Annotated in this window: 17 protein-coding genes and 1 pseudogene; 2 read left to right on the top strand and 16 right to left on the bottom strand. The window is 60.1% G+C overall.

The genetic code is table 11. The features are described from left to right. A partial coding sequence (locus CWM53_RS31875; protein ID WP_227521693.1) for a hypothetical protein occupies window positions 1–713 on the top strand: 713 nt, incomplete at its 5' end. A 431-nt stretch (window positions 714–1,144) separates the two neighbouring features. Here the strand turns inward: CWM53_RS31875 and CWM53_RS08185 are convergent. The 12 genes and pseudogenes from CWM53_RS08185 to CWM53_RS30895 all read right to left on the bottom strand — a co-directional run bounded on the left by CWM53_RS08185 (window position 1,145) and on the right by CWM53_RS30895 (window position 11,956). Next, complete coding sequence (locus CWM53_RS08185; RefSeq protein ID WP_012542962.1) at window positions 1,145–1,657, bottom strand: 4-hydroxyphenylacetate 3-monooxygenase reductase subunit; 513 nt, start codon at window positions 1,655–1,657, stop codon at window positions 1,145–1,147. 19 nt (window positions 1,658–1,676) lie between these two features. Beyond that, on the bottom strand, window positions 1,677–3,239 hold the full coding sequence (gene hpaB, locus CWM53_RS08180; protein WP_002887473.1) for a 4-hydroxyphenylacetate 3-monooxygenase, oxygenase component: 1,563 nt from the start codon (window positions 3,237–3,239) through the stop codon (window positions 1,677–1,679). Window positions 3,240–3,464: 225 nt separating this feature from the next. Then, window positions 3,465–4,355 carry a 4-hydroxyphenylacetate catabolism regulatory protein HpaA gene (gene hpaA, locus CWM53_RS08175; RefSeq protein WP_012542961.1) on the bottom strand — a complete coding sequence of 297 codons (891 nt, stop codon included), beginning with the start codon at window positions 4,353–4,355 and terminating at the stop codon, window positions 3,465–3,467. A 9-nt stretch (window positions 4,356–4,364) separates the two neighbouring features. Next, window positions 4,365–5,741 (bottom strand): 4-hydroxyphenylacetate permease, encoded by a 1,377-nt coding sequence (gene hpaX, locus CWM53_RS08170; protein WP_012542960.1) that lies wholly within the window; start codon window positions 5,739–5,741, stop codon window positions 4,365–4,367. Window positions 5,742–5,859: 118 nt separating this feature from the next. Next, window positions 5,860–6,651: a 4-hydroxy-2-oxoheptanedioate aldolase gene (gene hpaI / locus CWM53_RS08165; protein WP_074387158.1), complete on the bottom strand. Its 792-nt coding sequence runs from the start codon at window positions 6,649–6,651 to the stop codon at window positions 5,860–5,862. Window positions 6,652–6,661: 10 nt separating this feature from the next. After that, on the bottom strand, window positions 6,662–7,465 hold the full coding sequence (gene hpaH, locus CWM53_RS08160) for a 2-oxo-hept-4-ene-1,7-dioate hydratase (protein ID WP_002887487.1): 804 nt from the start codon (window positions 7,463–7,465) through the stop codon (window positions 6,662–6,664). A gap of 162 nt (window positions 7,466–7,627) precedes the next feature. Further along, window positions 7,628–8,008 carry a 5-carboxymethyl-2-hydroxymuconate Delta-isomerase gene (locus CWM53_RS08155; RefSeq protein WP_100631993.1) on the bottom strand — a complete coding sequence of 127 codons (381 nt, stop codon included), beginning with the start codon at window positions 8,006–8,008 and terminating at the stop codon, window positions 7,628–7,630. Window positions 8,009–8,017: 9 nt separating this feature from the next. After that, window positions 8,018–8,875, bottom strand: coding sequence for a 3,4-dihydroxyphenylacetate 2,3-dioxygenase (gene hpaD, locus CWM53_RS08150; RefSeq protein ID WP_061155878.1), 858 nt, complete (start codon window positions 8,873–8,875; stop codon window positions 8,018–8,020). 1 nt (window position 8,876) lies between these two features. Further along, on the bottom strand, window positions 8,877–10,343 hold the full coding sequence (hpaE, locus tag CWM53_RS08145) for a 5-carboxymethyl-2-hydroxymuconate semialdehyde dehydrogenase (RefSeq protein ID WP_061155877.1): 1,467 nt from the start codon (window positions 10,341–10,343) through the stop codon (window positions 8,877–8,879). Next, window positions 10,340–11,104, bottom strand: coding sequence for a fumarylacetoacetate hydrolase family protein (locus CWM53_RS08140; RefSeq protein ID WP_074387157.1), 765 nt, complete (start codon window positions 11,102–11,104; stop codon window positions 10,340–10,342). Before CWM53_RS08140 ends, hpaE begins: the two co-directional genes overlap by 4 nt. Further along, entirely contained in the window at window positions 11,101–11,733 is a 633-nt protein-coding gene (locus tag CWM53_RS08135) for a fumarylacetoacetate hydrolase family protein (RefSeq protein ID WP_012969003.1), read from the bottom strand. Before CWM53_RS08135 ends, CWM53_RS08140 begins: the two co-directional genes overlap by 4 nt. Window positions 11,734–11,791: 58 nt before the next feature. Next, window positions 11,792–11,956, bottom strand: a pseudogene (locus CWM53_RS30895) (hypothetical protein). A gap of 64 nt (window positions 11,957–12,020) precedes the next feature. On the opposite strand from CWM53_RS30895, the gene hpaR reads away from it, so the two are divergent. Continuing rightward, window positions 12,021–12,461 carry a homoprotocatechuate degradation operon regulator HpaR gene (gene hpaR, locus CWM53_RS08130; RefSeq protein ID WP_074387156.1) on the top strand — a complete coding sequence of 147 codons (441 nt, stop codon included), beginning with the start codon at window positions 12,021–12,023 and terminating at the stop codon, window positions 12,459–12,461. A 3-nt stretch (window positions 12,462–12,464) separates the two neighbouring features. On the opposite strand, the gene CWM53_RS08125 is transcribed toward hpaR, so the two are convergent. Genes CWM53_RS08125 through CWM53_RS08110 form a run of 4 tightly spaced genes read right to left on the bottom strand, consistent with a single transcriptional unit; the run spans window position 12,465 to window position 16,021 of the window. Then, entirely contained in the window at window positions 12,465–13,727 is a 1,263-nt protein-coding gene (locus CWM53_RS08125) for an FAD/NAD(P)-binding oxidoreductase (protein ID WP_100730408.1), read from the bottom strand. Continuing rightward, entirely contained in the window at window positions 13,708–13,971 is a 264-nt protein-coding gene (locus CWM53_RS08120) for a (2Fe-2S)-binding protein (RefSeq protein ID WP_100676422.1), read from the bottom strand. The genes CWM53_RS08125 and CWM53_RS08120 overlap by 20 nt, the downstream gene beginning before the upstream one ends. Then, a complete protein-coding gene (locus CWM53_RS08115; RefSeq protein WP_100730407.1) occupies window positions 13,968–15,077 on the bottom strand; it encodes an NAD(P)/FAD-dependent oxidoreductase in 1,110 nt (369 codons plus the stop codon). Before CWM53_RS08115 ends, CWM53_RS08120 begins: the two co-directional genes overlap by 4 nt. Further along, entirely contained in the window at window positions 15,074–16,021 is a 948-nt protein-coding gene (locus CWM53_RS08110) for a 4-hydroxyproline epimerase (protein ID WP_100631989.1), read from the bottom strand. Before CWM53_RS08110 ends, CWM53_RS08115 begins: the two co-directional genes overlap by 4 nt. Window positions 16,022–16,222 lie beyond the last annotated feature (201 nt).

Raw genomic sequence — 16,222 nt, 5'->3', positions numbered from 1 at the left:
ATACGGGCGGAAAGTACCAGAAGGTGGCGCAGGCGGTAACGGCGGCGATGCAGGGTCTGGCGGGGGGCGACCTGGCGCAGGCGGCGAGTGGCGCAGTGAGCCCGTATGTGGCGGAAATCATTCACAGGCAGACGCCAGACTGCTATACAGACTGTAAAGGAAAACTTGCTGAAGATGTGGCAGAAGGGAATGCAGTAGTATCAGCCCATCTGGCAGATACTGTTGGGTTAGGCATATTGCCTAAGGGGGCTTTGGTAACAGCTGCCATCAGTGGCGGAGCCAATACTGCAATACAATATGCCACGACTAGTGAAGTGAATTACATAGATGCGTTGATAGCGACTTGGGTTGGAGCAGCAACCTCAAAAACTGGTTGGTTAGGAACTGTGGGATGGAATGCGGCAGGTGGTGCAATATCCAGCTATCTGAAAGGGGATAATCCTTTTACAGGTGGCTTAAGTAATGGTTTGGCCTCTGGGGCGGGTTATGGTGCAGGAAAACTCATTGAGCTGCCTATGGATAAAATTTACAACCCGATGAAGCCATGGAAAGACTGGATCTGGACAGATGTCGGGATGGGAATATCCAAACCGCTGCCGATTAATCCAGTACCTGGTATTGCTGGTAATGCCTCGGGTAGTGCGGTGACAGAGATCCTCAATGATCAAGCGGGTAAAACAGGTGTGAAATTCCAAAAAGGGAACCAAAAATGAATAGAAAATCTTGGTTCTTTATTTTTTTCTATCTATTTTTTGCTTGCAATGTAGCAATGATCGTATTGTTTTTAATTATATACGTGCTCATTAGAGGTTACCTCTTATTGGTTTACCACATCCCATTTGAGCTGATTTGGAGTGATACATGGAAGTATACAAAAGCTGCATGTTTCACAGGGGCGTTGATAGCTACTGGTTGTTGGTGGATTTATTACCAGGGCTACAAGAAAAATCGTAATAGGTAGCGGGAGGGAATCCCCATCCGAGCGAGGAGCAAATCAGCGCGCAGGTGAGCCGGACGGCGACGACGGACTACGATACGGGCGGAAAGTACCAGAAGGCGGCGCTGACACAGTTTGCCCAGCAGGAACGCTAACGCGAATCTATGTAGCCCCTCCCCGTTATCCGGGGAGAGGCAGGCGAGGCCATTACACCGCGACTTCCATTTCCATCATCACCGGGTGGAAACGGCGTTTAAAGTAAATCAGACCGTGCCCTTGCGGGCTCAAGGTAATATTCCTGATCTCCACCAGATACACCAGGTGGGTACCAATGGTTTGTACCTGGCTAATCTCGCCTTCGAGACTGGCCAGTGAACCTTTCAGCACCGGCTGCCCGAGCGCGCCCTGCTGCCAGCCGCTGAGGGCAAATCGCTCTTCCATCGTCACCCCGGTCATCCCGGCGAAATGACGGGCCATGATTTCCTGTTCGTGGTTCAGCACGTTGATGCACAACTTGCCGTTACCCTGAAACACCGGGTTCATCGCGCTGTTGGCGTTGATACAAACCATCACCGATGGCGGCGTATCCGTCACCGAGCACACCGCCGTGGCGGTAATGCCGCAGCGACCGGCTTCGCCTTCGGTGGTGACAACGTTAACCGCCGCCGACAGGCTGGCCATGGCATCGCGAAAACGCAGGCGTTGTTCATCTAATTGCATTATGACCTCCCGCTGTGAATTACTTCAGCAGCTTATCCAACATGTTGATATCAGCGTTATTGTGCAGATGCGGCACCGTCCAGCCGTTCTGGTCGTACTCGGACAGGCAGCGGTCGACCATCGCCATCATTTTGTCCATATTGCCGGAGCTCTGCGCCTGGCGCAGACACTGCAGGCGAATTTCATCCTGGCTACCGGAGTAGTTGATCTCATACAGTTCATGGCGACCGCCGAATTCGCTGCCGATGGCGTCCCACATCAGTTTGAGGATCTTGATACGTTCAACGTGATCCATACCGTTGGAGCCGCGCACGTACTTCGCCAGATACTGGTCGATCTGCGGGTTGTTCAGATCGCGGGCGCTGGACGGCAGATAAATCAGGCCGCTGGTGACGTTGCGCTCGATGATGTTCTTGATCTTGGCGTAGGCCATCGGGGCCATCACGCGATAGGTCTGCAGCGCGGCGTGATCCGGCAGCCATGCGCCATTGACCCACGGCGTCGCTTCCGAGCACATGGAATCGCTAAGCGCCCAGAACATGTTGCGCCAAGCGACTACTTCGCCGAGGTCGGCCTGTACGCCGCGGAACTCGAGGGTGCCGGTACATTCCAGAGAGCGTTTCAGCAGGGCGGTGATAAAGTCCAGTTTTACCGCCAGGCGTACGCAGGCCTGCAGGGGATACATGCGGGCGAAACCACCTTCCATGGTCCAGCGGCGGCAGCGGTCAAAGTCGCGATAAATCAGTACGTTCTCCCATGGGATCAGCACCTTATCCATTACCAGAATCGCGTCGTTCTCGTCGAAACGGCTGGAAAGCGGATAGTCGTACGGGGAGCCGGTCGCACCGGCGACCATCTCATAGGAGGCGCGGGAGATAAGCTTGACGCCTTCGGCATCCATCGGCGCGACGAACATCAGCGCGAAGTCCGGGTTCTCGCCCATCACCTGTGCGGAGCCGAAGCCGATCATGTTGTAGTGGGTCAGCGCTGAGTTGGTGGCGACCACTTTCGCGCCGCTGACGATGATCCCGGCATCGGTCTCTTTTTCCAGCTTGATGTAGACATCCTTCACTTCATCAGCCGGCTTGTGGCGGTCGATCGGCGGGTTGACGATCGCGTGGTTAAAGTACAGGCCGGTTTCCTGAATGCGGGTGTACCAGTTGCGGGCGTTCTGCTCGAACTGGCCGTAAAACGCCGGGTTGGCGCCCAGCGCGCAGCCGAAGGCGGCTTTGTAGTCCGGGGTGCGGCCCATCCAGCCGTAGCTTAAGCGCGACCACTCGGCGATGGCGTCGCGCTGCTGGCGCAGGTCGTCGGCGCTTTTCGCCACGCGGAAGAATTTATGGGTGTAGCCGCCGCTGCCGGTATCGGTGCCCCAGCACAGGGAATCCTGCATCTCCGGTTTGTGCAGCGCATCGTACAGCTGAGCGACAGAAGCCGCGGCGTTACGGAAGGCCGGGTGGGTGGTGACATCCTTCACGCGCTCGCCGTAGATATAAATTTCGCGGCCATCCTGCAGGCTTTTTAAATACTCTTCGCCAGTTAACGGGCGTTTCGCGTCGGCGCGGAAATCTTCAGGTTTCATAGGGGCCTCTTCAGTATTTATCGGAAAAATAATGTTAAATATATGTTTTGTTTTTGTTGTTTAATTGAAGCGGTTATTGCGCTTGCCGTGAAGGGACGTTTGCGACAACGGCGGGTACTTTTCAGGCGGGATTAAATTTTGTGATCTCGGCAGCTTTTGGCGGGTGGCGCGGCGCTGACCCGCCCTGTGGTCTGTAGCCCAGGCAAGCGCAGCGCCGCCGGGGTATTACGACACAGGTACTTTTTGCGCCCGGTAGCTGCTGGGCGAGCAGCCGACCTGGCGGCTAAAAAAGCGCGCAAAATAGGCAGGGTCTTTAAACCCCAGCTGCCAGGCAATCTCATTGACCGCGCTATCGGAAAACAGCAGCAGCCGCTTCGCCTCGCGCAGCTGGCGGTCGAATATCAGCCGCTTCGGCGAACGGTTGGCGAAGCGGCGGCAGATATCGGTCAGCCGCGATTCGGTCAGATGCAGCTCCCTGGCGTAATCCGGTACCGTCCAGTGCTGATGGTAGTGGCTGTCGATCATCTGGTTAAAGCGCTGGAATAGCTTCAGCTCGCCGCGCATCCCGCTGGCGGCATGATCGTCGAGCCTGGCGTTGCGCAGCAGCAGGGTAAATACCGCCTGCGCCAGCAGCGCCAGGGTGTGTTCCCGCCCGGGCAACTGGGCGGTAGATTCCCGACGAATCAGCTGCCAGTAGTGGGCCAGCGCCGCCAGCTCGTCGGGTTTATCTGCCAGCGACAGACAGATCCCCGGCAGGCCGAAGGTCTCCCGCGTGCCGGGATAAAGCACCTCCAGCAGCGGCCAGATGAGTTCTTCGTGCACCGTCAACACGTGACCATCGCTATCGGACTCGGTAATAAACGCGTGCGGCACCGAGGGCGGCGTTAACACAAACAGCGGCGCCTGCACCGAATAGCGATGGTCATCAAGCTGCAGCTCAATCTGCCCGGTATCAAGGTAGTGCATCTGGAAATAACGGTCGTGACGATGCGCCTGCATGTCGCGGCCAAAAAAGGCCGCCATGCGGGAAAACGACTGATAGTGCACCTCTTCGGTGCCCAGGCTCTCGTCGTACTCTTTATTGATATCGATGTTGGCGATTGGGCTTTGGCACATAGCGGCTCCTTACGGTGTCGCGCGAGGGCGCGAGCCCTTCATCGGAATCGCCCAGATGATCACCGCGCCAATCACCAGCAGCGCGGCGACGAACCACAGCCCGCTGCTGAAGCTGCCGGTAATATCCTTCAGCCAGCCGATCATAAAGGGACTGAGCGCCGATCCGATATTGCCGGTGGCGTTGATCACCGCGATGCCGATCGCGCGGGCACGCAGGCTGATGGACTGATCCGGCGTGGTCCAGAAAATGGCCATGGCGCTAAACGATCCGGTGGAGGCCATTACGATCCCGAGCAACTGGATCAGGTTGTGATCGGTGGCCGACGCCAGCAGCCAGCCCGCAGCGGCGAACAGGAACGGCAGGGCAGTGTGATGCTTCCGCTCCTGGTATTTATCGGAGTGGCGGCTCCAGTAGATCATCCCGAGAATGGTACAAATTTGCGGGATCGCCGCCAGCAGACCGATGGTGATATTGCTGCTGCTTTCGTTAAAGCTTTTGAGGATCTGCGGCGTCCAGATGCTGATCGCGCTGAGCGTATTGGTCAGGCAGAAGTAGGCGAGGGTGTACATCAGCACGATCGGGGTGAACACTTCCCGCCACAGGCTGCGCTGCTGCATGGCGTGATGGCTGATGGCCCCTTCCGGCTGCACCAGAGTCAGGCGATCGTTATCCATCATCTCCTGCAGACATTTTTTGTCCTCCGCCGTCAGCCACCTGGCCTTCGACGGAGAATCATCCAGCCAGAACCAGACCATAATGCCGAGCAGCACCGACGGGAAGCCTTCCAGCAGGAACAGCCACTGCCAGCCGTGCAGGTTCAGCAGACCGTCGAGGGACAAGATATAGCCGGAGACGATCGACCCCAGCGCGGTGGTCACCGGCATCGCAATCATAAACAACGCGTTAGCGCGGGCGCGGAAAAATGCCGGGAACCAGTAGGTCAGGTACAGCAGGATACCCGGCAGGAAACCGGCCTCGGTGATCCCCACCAGCATGCGCAGAACATAGAGACTTTTTGGTCCGGTGGCGAACATGGTGGCGGTAGAGGCGATGCCCCACAGCACCATGATGGTAGCGATCCAGCGTCGCGCGCCGACGATGCTGAGCATCACGTTGCTGGGAATGCCAAAAATGACGTAAGTGGCGTAAAACAGGGTGGTGGCCAGGCCAAACATGGTGGCGTTGAGGCCCAGATCCTGCCCCATGGTTAATCCGGCAAAGCCAATGTTGATCCTGTCTAAAAACGAAAAGATAAACAGGACGAATAAAAACACGATCAGACGGCGGAAGAGCTTGTTGATAACCGACTGCTGCTGCGCCGTCAGCTGTTTGTGCTGATTCGCCGGATCGAACTTTTCCGGGATGGCAGGTGATGTATCGCTCATTATTATTTTCCTCTAATGGGAATTTTGTAGGGTACTGCGGGTTGCCCGGTAGTGCTGCGCTTACCGGGCCTGCGATTCGCTGCTGCTCCGGGCCGGATGAGCGTAGCGTCACCCGGTGTTAGTAGACGCCTGACGAACCCAGGGCGGTTTTTTCCGCGCCAAACCGCGCCGCCAGGGCTTCTGCGCCGCGAGCCAGCAGCGTGGTATCGACGCCGACGGCGACGAACAGCGCGCCAAGCTCCAGATAGCGTTTCGCCAGCTGTTCATTGGCCATCAGGATCCCCGGCGCTTTACCGGCCTGACGGATTTGCTGGATGGCATCTTCAATGGCTGCCTGTACTTCCGGGTGCTGTGGATTGCCGCCGTGACCCATATCGGCGCTGAGATCCGCCGGGCCGATGAACACGCCATCCACCCCGTCGACATCAAGGATCTGCGGCAGATTTTTCAGCGCTTCGCGGGTCTCAATCTGTACCAGCACGCACATGGCGTCATTGGCCTGGTGGATATAATCCGGGACGCGATTCCAGCGCGAGGCGCGGGCCAACGCGCTGCCGACTCCGCGGATGCCGGCAGGCGGGTAGCGGGTGGCGCTTACCGCCAGCCGCGCTTCTTCGGCATTCTGCACCATCGGCACCAGCAGGGTTTGCGCGCCGACATCCAGCAGCTGTTTAATTTGCACCGGATCGTTCCACGACGGACGCACCACCGGCTGGCTGGGGTAGGGCGCAATGGCCTGGAGCTGGGTCAGCACCGTTTGTACATTGTTGGGCGCGTGTTCGCCGTCGATCAGCAGCCAGTCGAAGCCCGCGCCGGCCAGCAGTTCGGCGCTGTAGCTGCTGCACAGCCCAAGCCACAGGCCGATTTGCGGATGCCCGGCCTTGATTGCCGCTTTAAAAGCGTTGTTCATCTTGCTCTCCTCAAACAAAGCGGCAGCTGATGGCGCCCATGTTGCCGTAGTCGACGTGGAAGGTATCGCCCTTGCGCGCCGGAACCGGGCGGGTGAAGGAGCCGCCGAGGATGATTTGCCCGGCTTCGAGCTGGACATCGTACGGCGCCAGTTTGTTGGCCAGCCAGGCCACGCCGTTGGCCGGATGATTGAGTACGCCCGCGGCGACGCCGGTCTCTTCAATCACGCCGTTGCGATACAGCAGGGCGGAGATCCAACGCAGGTCGAGCTCGTCCGGTTTAATCGGCCGGCCGCCGAGGATCACCCCGGCGTTGGCGGCGTTGTCGGAGATGGTGTCGAACACTTTGCGCGGACGCTGGGTTTCCGGGTCGATGTTGTGGCAGCGCGCGTCGATAAGCTCCAGCGCCGGGATAACGTAGTCGGTGGCGTTGTAGACATCAAACAGCGTACAGTTCGGGCCGCGCAGCGGTTTGGCCAGCACGAAGGCCAGCTCGACTTCGATACGCGGAACGATAAAGCGGTCGGTGGGAATATCGCTGCCGTCGTGGAAGAACATATCGTCGAGCAGCGCGCCGTAGTCCGGCTCGCTGATCTGCGAGCTGGCCTGCATCGCTTTAGAGGTCAGGCCGATCTTGTGGCCTTTGAGCACGCGGCCTTCGGCGATCTTCATTTCGACCCACTCGCGCTGGACGGCGTAGGCGTCCTCAATGGTGATCGACGGATAATCCAGCGAGATCGCACGGATCTGTTCACGCTGTTTTTCGGCCTGGTTCAGCCGCTGGGCGATCAGGGTTCGGGTCTGTTTATCGAGCATAGTGATTCCTGTGGCATTACCGGAAATGTGCACAATCGAGTAGCCCGGCGAGGCGTTTACGCCGACCCCGGGGCGGCCCGGAGCAAACCCCGGCGTCGCGTTGCTCGGCCGGGCTACCTGCTGTAGGCCCGGTAAGCGCAGCGCCACCGGGCAATTTGCACGTTATTTAAATAACGCGTGCACGTTGTTCTGTTTGTAGTTCAGCGTCGGGTCGAGCTCTTCCATGGCGAACGACAGCGCCAGATAGCGGCTCTCCATCAGCGCGGCAAAATGGGCTTTGATCAGCGCGAACAGCATATCTCCCACGTCCTGACGGCTCTCCAGACTGCGCCCGGCGCCGATTTTCAGGGTCATATGCACGAAGGCGTAATCCTGCTTGCCGTCGGCCATCTGCCAGGTATTCAGCCAGTGGGCGCGGCTGCGGATCCCGCCGATCGGGAAGATACCGGTGGCGGCCAGCGCCTCGTTGACTTTGGCAAACAGCCCAGGCAGATCGGCCTGCTCGCGGATGTTGTCGGTACACTCGGCGATAAAATGCGGCATGGGGCCTCCTTACGCCTGCGCCGGCAGCGGGAACACGGCGTTAACCTGGCCGGTGCCGGAGCTGGCGAATAGCTCGGTGATAAACTCCACCTTGCCGTCGTATTTATCCCAGCCCAGCAGGCCAAGCAGCATCACCGTGTCGTGCATGTTGCCTTCGCCATAGCAGTAGTCGGCGTACTCCGGCAGCATGGTGCAGAACTCTTTGAATTTGCCCTCCCGCCACAGCTTCACCACCCGCTCATCCATTTGATGGTCAAACTCGCGGGTATAGCTGTTCATGCCTTCTTCGGCACGCTGGTCGTCGATAAAGCGGTGCGACAGCGAACCGCTGGCCAGCACCGCCACGGTGCCATCATATTTCTCGATAGCGGTGAGAATGGCTTCGCCCAGCCTGCGGCTGTCGGCAAAATCGTGGACGGTACAGAAGGCGGAGATCGACACCACCTTGAAGTGCTTATCGCTGTTCATGTAGCGCATCGGCACCAGGGTGCCGTACTCCAGCTTCAGGCTCGGAATATTGTGCGCTTTGGCGCGCACCCCGAGCTTCACCGCCTCGTCGGCGATAAGCTGGCCCAGCTCCGGATTGCCGTCGTAGTCGTAGGTCATGTCGCGAATAAAATGCGGCAGTTCGTTACTGGTATAGACGCCCTGAAAATGGTCAGCGCAGTTGATGTGATAGGCGCTGTTGACCAGCCAGTGGGTGTCGAACACGATAATGGTATCAACGCCCATTTCACGACAGCGCTTGCCAATTTCTTTATGCCCATCGATCGCGCCCTGACGGCAGCCGTGGTTTTTCCCCGGCAGCTCAGACAGATACATCGACGGCACGTGAGTGATTTTTGCTGCTAACGCTAACTTACCCATATCAGACTCCCCATTTCGGGATCGGATGGTCGCCCATCGAGATGCAGACGTTTTTCATTTCGGCGAACACTTCAAAGCTGTACTCGCCGCCTTCGCGGCCGGTGCCGGAGGCCTTCACGCCGCCGAACGGCTGACGCAGGTCGCGCACGTTCTGGGTGTTGACGAACACCATCCCGGCTTCAATACCGCGGGCCAGACGCAGCACTTTGCTGACGTCCTGGGTCCAGATATACGACGCCAGGCCGTATTCCACATCGTTGGCCAGACGCAATCCTTCCGCTTCGTCTTTGAACGGCAGCAGGCAGGCGACCGGGCCAAATATTTCTTCCTGAGCGACGCGCATGCGGTTATCGACATCCGCCAGCACCGTCGGGCGCAGGAAGTTGCCGGATTTCAGATGCGCCGGCAGGTCGGACGGTTTATCCGGGCCACCGGCCAGCAGGGTGGCGCCCTCTTCGATACCGAGGCGAATGTAGCCGGACACTTTCTCCCAGTGTGGCTTGCTAATCAGCGCGCCGACCTGGGTATTCGGGTCGGTCGGATCGCCCACGCGCAGGCGGTTGGCGCGCTCAGCGAAGCGCTTGACGAACTCCGGATAAATACTCTGCTGAATGAAAATACGCGAACCGGCGGTGCAGCGTTCGCCGTTGATCGAGAAAATGGTGAACAGCGCGGCGTCGAGGGCGCGCTCAATATCGGCGTCTTCAAAAATCAGCACCGGCGACTTTCCGCCAAGCTCCATGGAGTACTTTTTCAGGCCGGCGTTTTTCATGATGTTGCGTCCGGTGGCGGTGCCGCCGGTAAAGGAAACGGCGCGAATATCATGATGGCGCACCAGCGCATCGCCCGCGGTAGCACCATAGCCTTGCACCACGTTGAGCACACCTGCCGGGATCCCAGCTTCCAGCGCCAGCTCGCCCAGGCGATCGGCGGTCAGCGGCGACAGTTCGGACATTTTCAGCACCGCGGTATTCCCCAGTGCAAGACACGGCGCGACCTTCCAGGTGGCGGTCATAAACGGCACGTTCCACGGCGACACCAGCGCGCACACGCCGACCGGCTGCACGAGGGTGTAATTGAGCATCTTGTCATCGACCGGATAGGTCTTGCCGTTCATCTGCTGACACACTTCGGCGAAAAATTCGAAGTTATGCGACGCCCGCGGGATCAACACGTTTTTGGTCTGGTGGATCGGCAGGCCGGTATCGGCGGTTTCCATCGCCGCGATCTCCGGGACGTTCTGATCGATCAGATCGCCCAGGCGGCGCATCAGGCGCGCGCGCTCTTTCATCGGCAGGTTAGCCCACTTCGGAAAGGCCTCTTTTGCCGCCGCGACTGCCTGGTGGACCTCGGCTTCACCGCCGGAGGCGACTTCAGCCAGTACCTCGCCGGTGGCCGGGTTGGTGGTATGAAAATAGTCTGCGCCGGCAACGTTTTTACCGTTGATCCAATGGTTAATCTTTTTCATGACAGTGTCTCCTCATACGCTTGCTGGCTGATGATATGGTTGACCAGGCGGCCCACGCCCTCGACTTCGACGATCACTTCGTCGCCCGGCACCACATCGGACAGACCTTTCGGCGTGCCGGTGGCGATCATGTCGCCCGGTTGCAGGGTCATAAATTCGCTTAAATAAGCGATGAGGAACGGGATGCTGAAGATCAGATCGGCGGTGGTGCCCTGCTGGCGCAGTTCGCCATTGACCCAGGTGCGCAGGGCCAGATTATGCGGGTCCGGGATCGCCTCTTTGGCGACGATCCACGGGCCGATCGGCGTCAGGGTGTCGCGGCTTTTCACCCGCAGGTTCGGGCGGTAGTAGTTTTCCAGATAGTCGCGGATCGCGTAGTCGTTGCAGACGGTATAGCCGGCGACATAGTCCATGGCCTCGGCTTCGCTGACGCGGCGCGCGGTTTTCCCGATCACCACCACCAGTTCGGCTTCGTAGTGCATGTATTCGACGTTATCCGGGCGTACCGACTGCTGCTGGTGGCCAATAAAGGTGTTCGGCGCTTTGATGAACACCAACGGCTCGGTTGGCGGCTTAAACTCCAGCTCGCTGGCGTGGTCGGCGTAGTTCAGCCCCAGCGCGAACAGCGTGCCGTCAGCAGGCGGCAACCAGCGGAATTCACCCTCGTTTAACACCGTGCCATCATCCAGGTGAACCTGATCGCGTTCATCGACCAGCACGTCGCGTACTCGTCCCTGCCATTCAATGCGTGCCTGTTTCATGCCAGCTCTCCTTCTGCGACAACTGGGTTTTCCAGCGCCGGGAAACCGTCGGCGAGAATACGTACCCGGTCGCCGGGGCGCAGCGTGACGCGGGAGTGGGGCGTACCGATAAGGATCGCGTCGCCAGGATTGAGGGTAGCGAACTCGCTTAAGGCGCTCAGCAGCTGCGCGGCGTTACGCTGCAGATCGCCGGTATGCCAGCTATCCGCCTCGCGGCCGTTGATTTCGGTGATGATGGTCAGGTTATCGACGTTGCGCACCGCCGACAGCGCGCCGACGGGGCAGAAGCCATCGCGGCATTTCGCCTTGATCGCCGGGCGATAAAAACTCTCTTCCGGCAGGCTCACGTCGTTAGCCAGCGCGTAGCCGGCGATATAGTTCGCTGCCTCTGCCGCCGCCACCTTACGCGCGGTTTTGCCGACAATCAGCGCCACGGTGGCGCCGCTTTGTACGGTCTCGCCCTGCGGATAGGGGATCGCCTCGCCATCGCCAATCACGGTATTGCGCGGCTTGATAAACCAGACCGCGGTTTTCGGCGGGGTCTTGTAGGGGGCCTGTTGAAACGCTTCGCGCCAGGCGTCGAGCTGGCTGCGATGATTGAGCGCAACGGCGAAGATGGTACCTTTCATTCACCACTCCTCTGGTACTGATTTCGGATTCAAAGGGATTTCATTAATATGTTAATGATCATCTTTTATGCTTTGCGGCCAGGTTTAGCAACTGGAAGTGAATGTTTTGTGATCGGATTAACACAATATTTACACTTCAATTAGTTATTCGTTTTTAATCAATAAGTTGAATATTTTTCAGGAAAAGGCTGGTACTTTTCAGGTGCAGAAACCGGTTGTACATGGCAGGATTAAAGCTAATTATTAAGTTGTTAATAAGTTTTGGATGAGGCTGTAGAGGGGATACTATGCATGATTCATTAACCATTGCCTTGTTGCAGGCGCGTGAGGCGGCGATGGCCTACTTTCGGCCGATCGTCAAACGGCACAATCTCACCGAACAGCAGTGGCGGATCGTGCGAATTCTCGCCGAACGTCCGTCGATGGACTTTCACGATCTGGCCTTTCGCGCCTGTATCCTGCGCCCCAGCCTGACCGGGATTTTGACGCGCATGGAGCGGGATGGGCTGGTGTTGCGCTTAAAGCCGGTTAACGATCAGCGCAAGCTGTACGTCTCGCTGACGCCTGCCGGAACCGCGCTGTATGAAAGCGCCCAGGCCGAGGTGGAAGAAACCTATCGCCTGCTGGAGGCCCAGTTCACCACGGAAAAGCTGCAGCAACTGACCTCGCTGCTGGAGGAGTTTATTGCGCTTGGCGTCCCTGCCGGGCGCGGTGCAGAAGAAGAGTAGCGGTTACGGCTCGGCGCTCAGCCTGGCGAGGGCAATAAGCGTTTCCGCGCGGGCGGGGGACAGCGGCTCTCTCGGCTGCGGCAGCGGCCAGCCATACAGCCAGCGGGCGCTGGCGGCGCAGGTGCGCCCTTGACAGGCGCCCATTCCGCAGCGCTGGGTCAGTTTGGCCTGCGCCCAGCCTCCGGCGGCCGCCACATCGCCGCAGCGTACATCTTCGCAGCGGCACAGCAGGCTCTCCGGCGTTGCGGCGTCTTTCAAGGATTCCGTCAGCCGGAAGGTACGGTTGATTGCTTCGGCGAAACGCTGCCAGCGGGCGCGGCGGGCAAATAACGCCTGCGCTTGCTGGCTGTCCCCGGCGGCGGCATACCCGGCGATTTCGCCCTCCGCCAGCGCCAGTTCGCTGCCGCCGAAACCGGTGCACTCGCCAGCGGCGTAGATATCCGCGATGCTGGTCTGCTGCCAGCGGTTAACCTGGATCGCCTCCTGTGCCGTGGCGCAGCCAAACAGCAGCCCCGTCTCGATATTGGGTATCAGCCCGTAGCCGATAGCCAGCCGATCGCAGGCGATAGTTCGCTCGACGCCGCGCTGGCGCAACGTCACGGCTTCCAGCCGCGTTGTGCCGTGAGCGCGGATCGCCTGCGCGCCGCTCAGATAGCCTTTCGGAGCCAGCGTCGCTAACTGGCGCAGCTTCTGCGGCCAGCGCCACAGCCCGCTGGCGAAGCGCAGCAGCGCCGGGAGCGGCGCTTGCTCAATGATATTCGTCACTTCGCCTCCGGCCTTGTTCACCGTATCCGCCACCGCCAGCAGTAGCGGACCGCTGCCGGCAATCACCACCTTTTCTCCTTTCAGCGACAGGCCCTGTTTGATTTGCGCCTGCAGGCCGCCCGCGCCGGTTACGCCGGGTAAGGTCCAGCCGGGAAAGGGCAGCGACAGCTCGCGCGCGCCGCAGCAGAGGATCAGTTTCTGCCAGTAAACCACGCCAGCGCCGTCGGCGGTTTCAAACAGCACGCTGTGCGCGGAGGGGCGGGCAATCAGCCGCGCGCCGTTCACTACCCGGATGGCGGCAGACGCGGCGATGGCGTCGCGGTAGCGCCGGGCCAGGACGGGCAGCGTCGCCTGCGGACCGGCCCGCCAGATTTGCCCGCCAGGGGCGGGGTTATCGTCGAGAATAATCACCTGTTTATCGCAGGCGGCGGCGGAGAGCGCGGCCGCCATGCCGGCGGGGCCGGCGCCGAGGATTAAAATGTCACAACGCAGCGTTTGCATAGCGGCTCCTTTCTATTTGCATACCGGCCCGGCACAAGGTCTGGCAGGCCAGCACCCGCCGGCCGTCGACGGTGATCCGGCACTCCTGGCAGACGCCCATGCCGCAAAATGGCGCGCGTGAGTCGCCGTTGACCGCCTGGCGGGTGGTGGGATCGCCGGTCAACGCCAGCGCCACCGCCACGCTAATGCCTTCCGGCACCATCAGCGCTTCGCCATCAATGGTGATAGTGAGAGTGGCCTTCATGCCATCGCCTCCTGATGACACAAACGGGCCGGGAGCCAGGCGTCGGGCGCCAATGGGCAGCGTTCATCGAGGATCTGCGCCGCCAGCAGTTCAGCCGTGGCCGGGGCGGTGGTGACGCCCAGCCCTTCATGGCCCAGCGCTAACCATACGCCACGGCGGGCGGGGTGCGGGCCGATCAGCGGGTTGCCATCCGGCGAGGCGGCGCGCAGGCCGCTCCAGCAACGGATGATATTCAACGTCGCCAGCGCCGGCACGAAATGGCGGGCGCGATCGAGCATCTGCGCCAGCAAGGGCAGATCCAACTCGCGCTCACGGTTATCAAACTGACGCGAAGAGCCAATCAGCAGCTGGCCGGTTGGCCGCGGCTGAAGGTTAAACGCCACCGAGGTGCCGCCGCCATGGGCGCTGGCGCCGTAACCCAGCTCAACCAGCTGGTGATGCACCCGCGGCCGGTAGCGATCGGTAATCGCCAGTTGGCCTTTTTTCGGTCGCAGCCAGTTTTCCGCTAACAGCGCGTTGGCTTCAAGTCCGCAGGCCACCACGATGGCCCGCGCCTGTAGCCGTTTGCCGCTGGCGAGCAGCACCTGCGGTTCGGTAATCGCCTGCGCTCTGTCGTGCAGGCAGGTGAGATGGTCTCCGGCATCGGCCATCAGCCAGCGGGCGACGTTTGGCGCGTAGACGATACCATCGCCTGGCACCCACAGGCCGCCCGCCAGCCCGCCGCGCAGCAGCGGCTCGCGTCCGGCGATCTGCTGCGGGGTCTGGCGTTCGCTGGGCACCTGATAGCTGGCCAGCCGCCGCTGTTTGTCGCCAGCCACGGCCATCTCTTCTTCGCTTTCCGCCAGCCACAGCGTGCCGCAGCCGCGCCAGGCGCAATGGTCGGGCATCCGTGGCGTGATAGCGCGCCAGCGTTCCAGCGACCATGCCGACAAGGCAAGCTCGGCGGGGTCGTCATCCATGCACACCAGATGGCCCATACCGGCCGCCGTCGCGCCGGGCTGACCGTCATCGATAAGCGTCACGCTCTGCCCCCGCTTCGCCAGCTGCCACGCGCAGGCGGCACCGATGATCCCGGCGCCGATCACGATGACATCGCACTGCTTCACGGCGCGATCCCCCAGCAGAAGGGATCGTCAGGGTTGAGGATCAACTGGTTATCACCGCACACCCAGGCTTCGCCACGGATCGTTGGGATGATGCCTTCAGCGGTGCGCTGGTAGCTGGCGGTAAACTGGCTGCCGATGATGCTGGCCTGACGCCAGATTTCTCCTGGCTGCAGCTTGCCCTCCTGCGCCAGGCAAGCCAGCTTGGCGCTGGTGCCGGTACCGCACGGCGAGCGATCCCAGGCCTTTCCCGGACAGAGTACGAAGCTGCGGCTGTCGGCGGTATCGTCAGCGGCGAAGAGTTCGATATGGTCGATAACGCCGCCGTCATCGCCGCGGATCCCCGCGGCTTCCAGCCCCTCGCGCACCGCCCAGGCGTAGTCGGTGAGCTGTGGAATCTGTTCGGGGGTAATGGCGAACGGGTGGTCGTTAATCAGAAAAAACCAGTTACCGCCCCAGGCAATATCGCCGATGACGGGACCCAGCGCGGTCTCAACGCGGATCTGTTTTTTCCAGCGGCGGGCCGGGACGTTTTGCACCGATACGCTGCCATCGTCGTGCAACGTGGCGCTTACGTCGCCGACCGGCGTTTCAATCAGATGCACGCCGGGCTGGATACGCCCAAGCCAGGCCAGCGAGGCGATAAGCCCGATGGTGCCGTGACCGCACATATTCAGAAAACCGGCGTTGTTGAAGAAAATCACGCCAGCGGTAGCCGCTGCCGAGACAGGTTTGCACAGCAGCGCGCCGACCAGTACGTCATTACCGCGCGGTTCGAGAATGGCCGCCTGACGCCACAGGTCGAAGTCGCGGGCAAAGCGGTCGCGGCGCTCCGCCATGTTGCCGCCGCCGAGGTCGGGGAAGCCGTCAATGATCAGGCGGGTCGGTTCGCCGCCGGTATGTGAATCAATAGCTCTCAGCGTAACAGGGGGGCGTGGCGCGGTCATCAGACTCTCCGGAAGTTAACAACATGTTTCATCATGCTGGCGCAACCTTTCCCGGCCTGCTTGAGCGCTTTCGTCAGAGAAAATGACGAAATCTGCATAGTCATCAGCACGGTATATTTCTATTTCACATAGTTATTTCTTATTAATCATCTGCTTAATGCTGTGGTAAACCGAAAGTGACCATTGCGCCAGTGGATAAAT

Source organism: Klebsiella sp. A-Nf5 (genome assembly GCF_002810545.1).
GTDB classification, from domain to species: Bacteria; Pseudomonadota; Gammaproteobacteria; order Enterobacterales; family Enterobacteriaceae; genus Klebsiella; species Klebsiella variicola.
Note: the sequence above shows the minus strand (reverse complement) of the source record. Positions and strands in the feature narration are given on the sequence as shown.

Coding starts and splice junctions, on each gene's coding strand:
- hpaA (WP_012542961.1), bottom strand. CDS start 4,355: ATGTGCCAAAGCCCAATCGCCAACATCGATATCAATAAAGAGTACGAC.
- hpaB (WP_002887473.1), bottom strand. CDS start 3,239: ATGAAACCTGAAGATTTCCGCGCCGACGCGAAACGCCCGTTAACTGGC.
- CWM53_RS08125 (WP_100730408.1), bottom strand. CDS start 13,727: ATGCAAACGCTGCGTTGTGACATTTTAATCCTCGGCGCCGGCCCCGCC.
- CWM53_RS08135 (WP_012969003.1), bottom strand. CDS start 11,733: ATGAAAGGTACCATCTTCGCCGTTGCGCTCAATCATCGCAGCCAGCTC.
- hpaD (WP_061155878.1), bottom strand. CDS start 8,875: ATGGGTAAGTTAGCGTTAGCAGCAAAAATCACTCACGTGCCGTCGATG.
- hpaI (WP_074387158.1), bottom strand. CDS start 6,651: ATGAACAACGCTTTTAAAGCGGCAATCAAGGCCGGGCATCCGCAAATC.
- CWM53_RS08120 (WP_100676422.1), bottom strand. CDS start 13,971: ATGAAGGCCACTCTCACTATCACCATTGATGGCGAAGCGCTGATGGTG.
- hpaX (WP_012542960.1), bottom strand. CDS start 5,741: ATGAGCGATACATCACCTGCCATCCCGGAAAAGTTCGATCCGGCGAAT.
- hpaR (WP_074387156.1), top strand. CDS start 12,021: ATGCATGATTCATTAACCATTGCCTTGTTGCAGGCGCGTGAGGCGGCG.
- CWM53_RS08185 (WP_012542962.1), bottom strand. CDS start 1,657: ATGCAATTAGATGAACAACGCCTGCGTTTTCGCGATGCCATGGCCAGC.
- CWM53_RS08140 (WP_074387157.1), bottom strand. CDS start 11,104: ATGAAACAGGCACGCATTGAATGGCAGGGACGAGTACGCGACGTGCTG.
- hpaH (WP_002887487.1), bottom strand. CDS start 7,465: ATGCTCGATAAACAGACCCGAACCCTGATCGCCCAGCGGCTGAACCAG.
- CWM53_RS08110 (WP_100631989.1), bottom strand. CDS start 16,021: ATGACCGCGCCACGCCCCCCTGTTACGCTGAGAGCTATTGATTCACAT.
- hpaE (WP_061155877.1), bottom strand. CDS start 10,343: ATGAAAAAGATTAACCATTGGATCAACGGTAAAAACGTTGCCGGCGCA.
- CWM53_RS08155 (WP_100631993.1), bottom strand. CDS start 8,008: ATGCCGCATTTTATCGCCGAGTGTACCGACAACATCCGCGAGCAGGCC.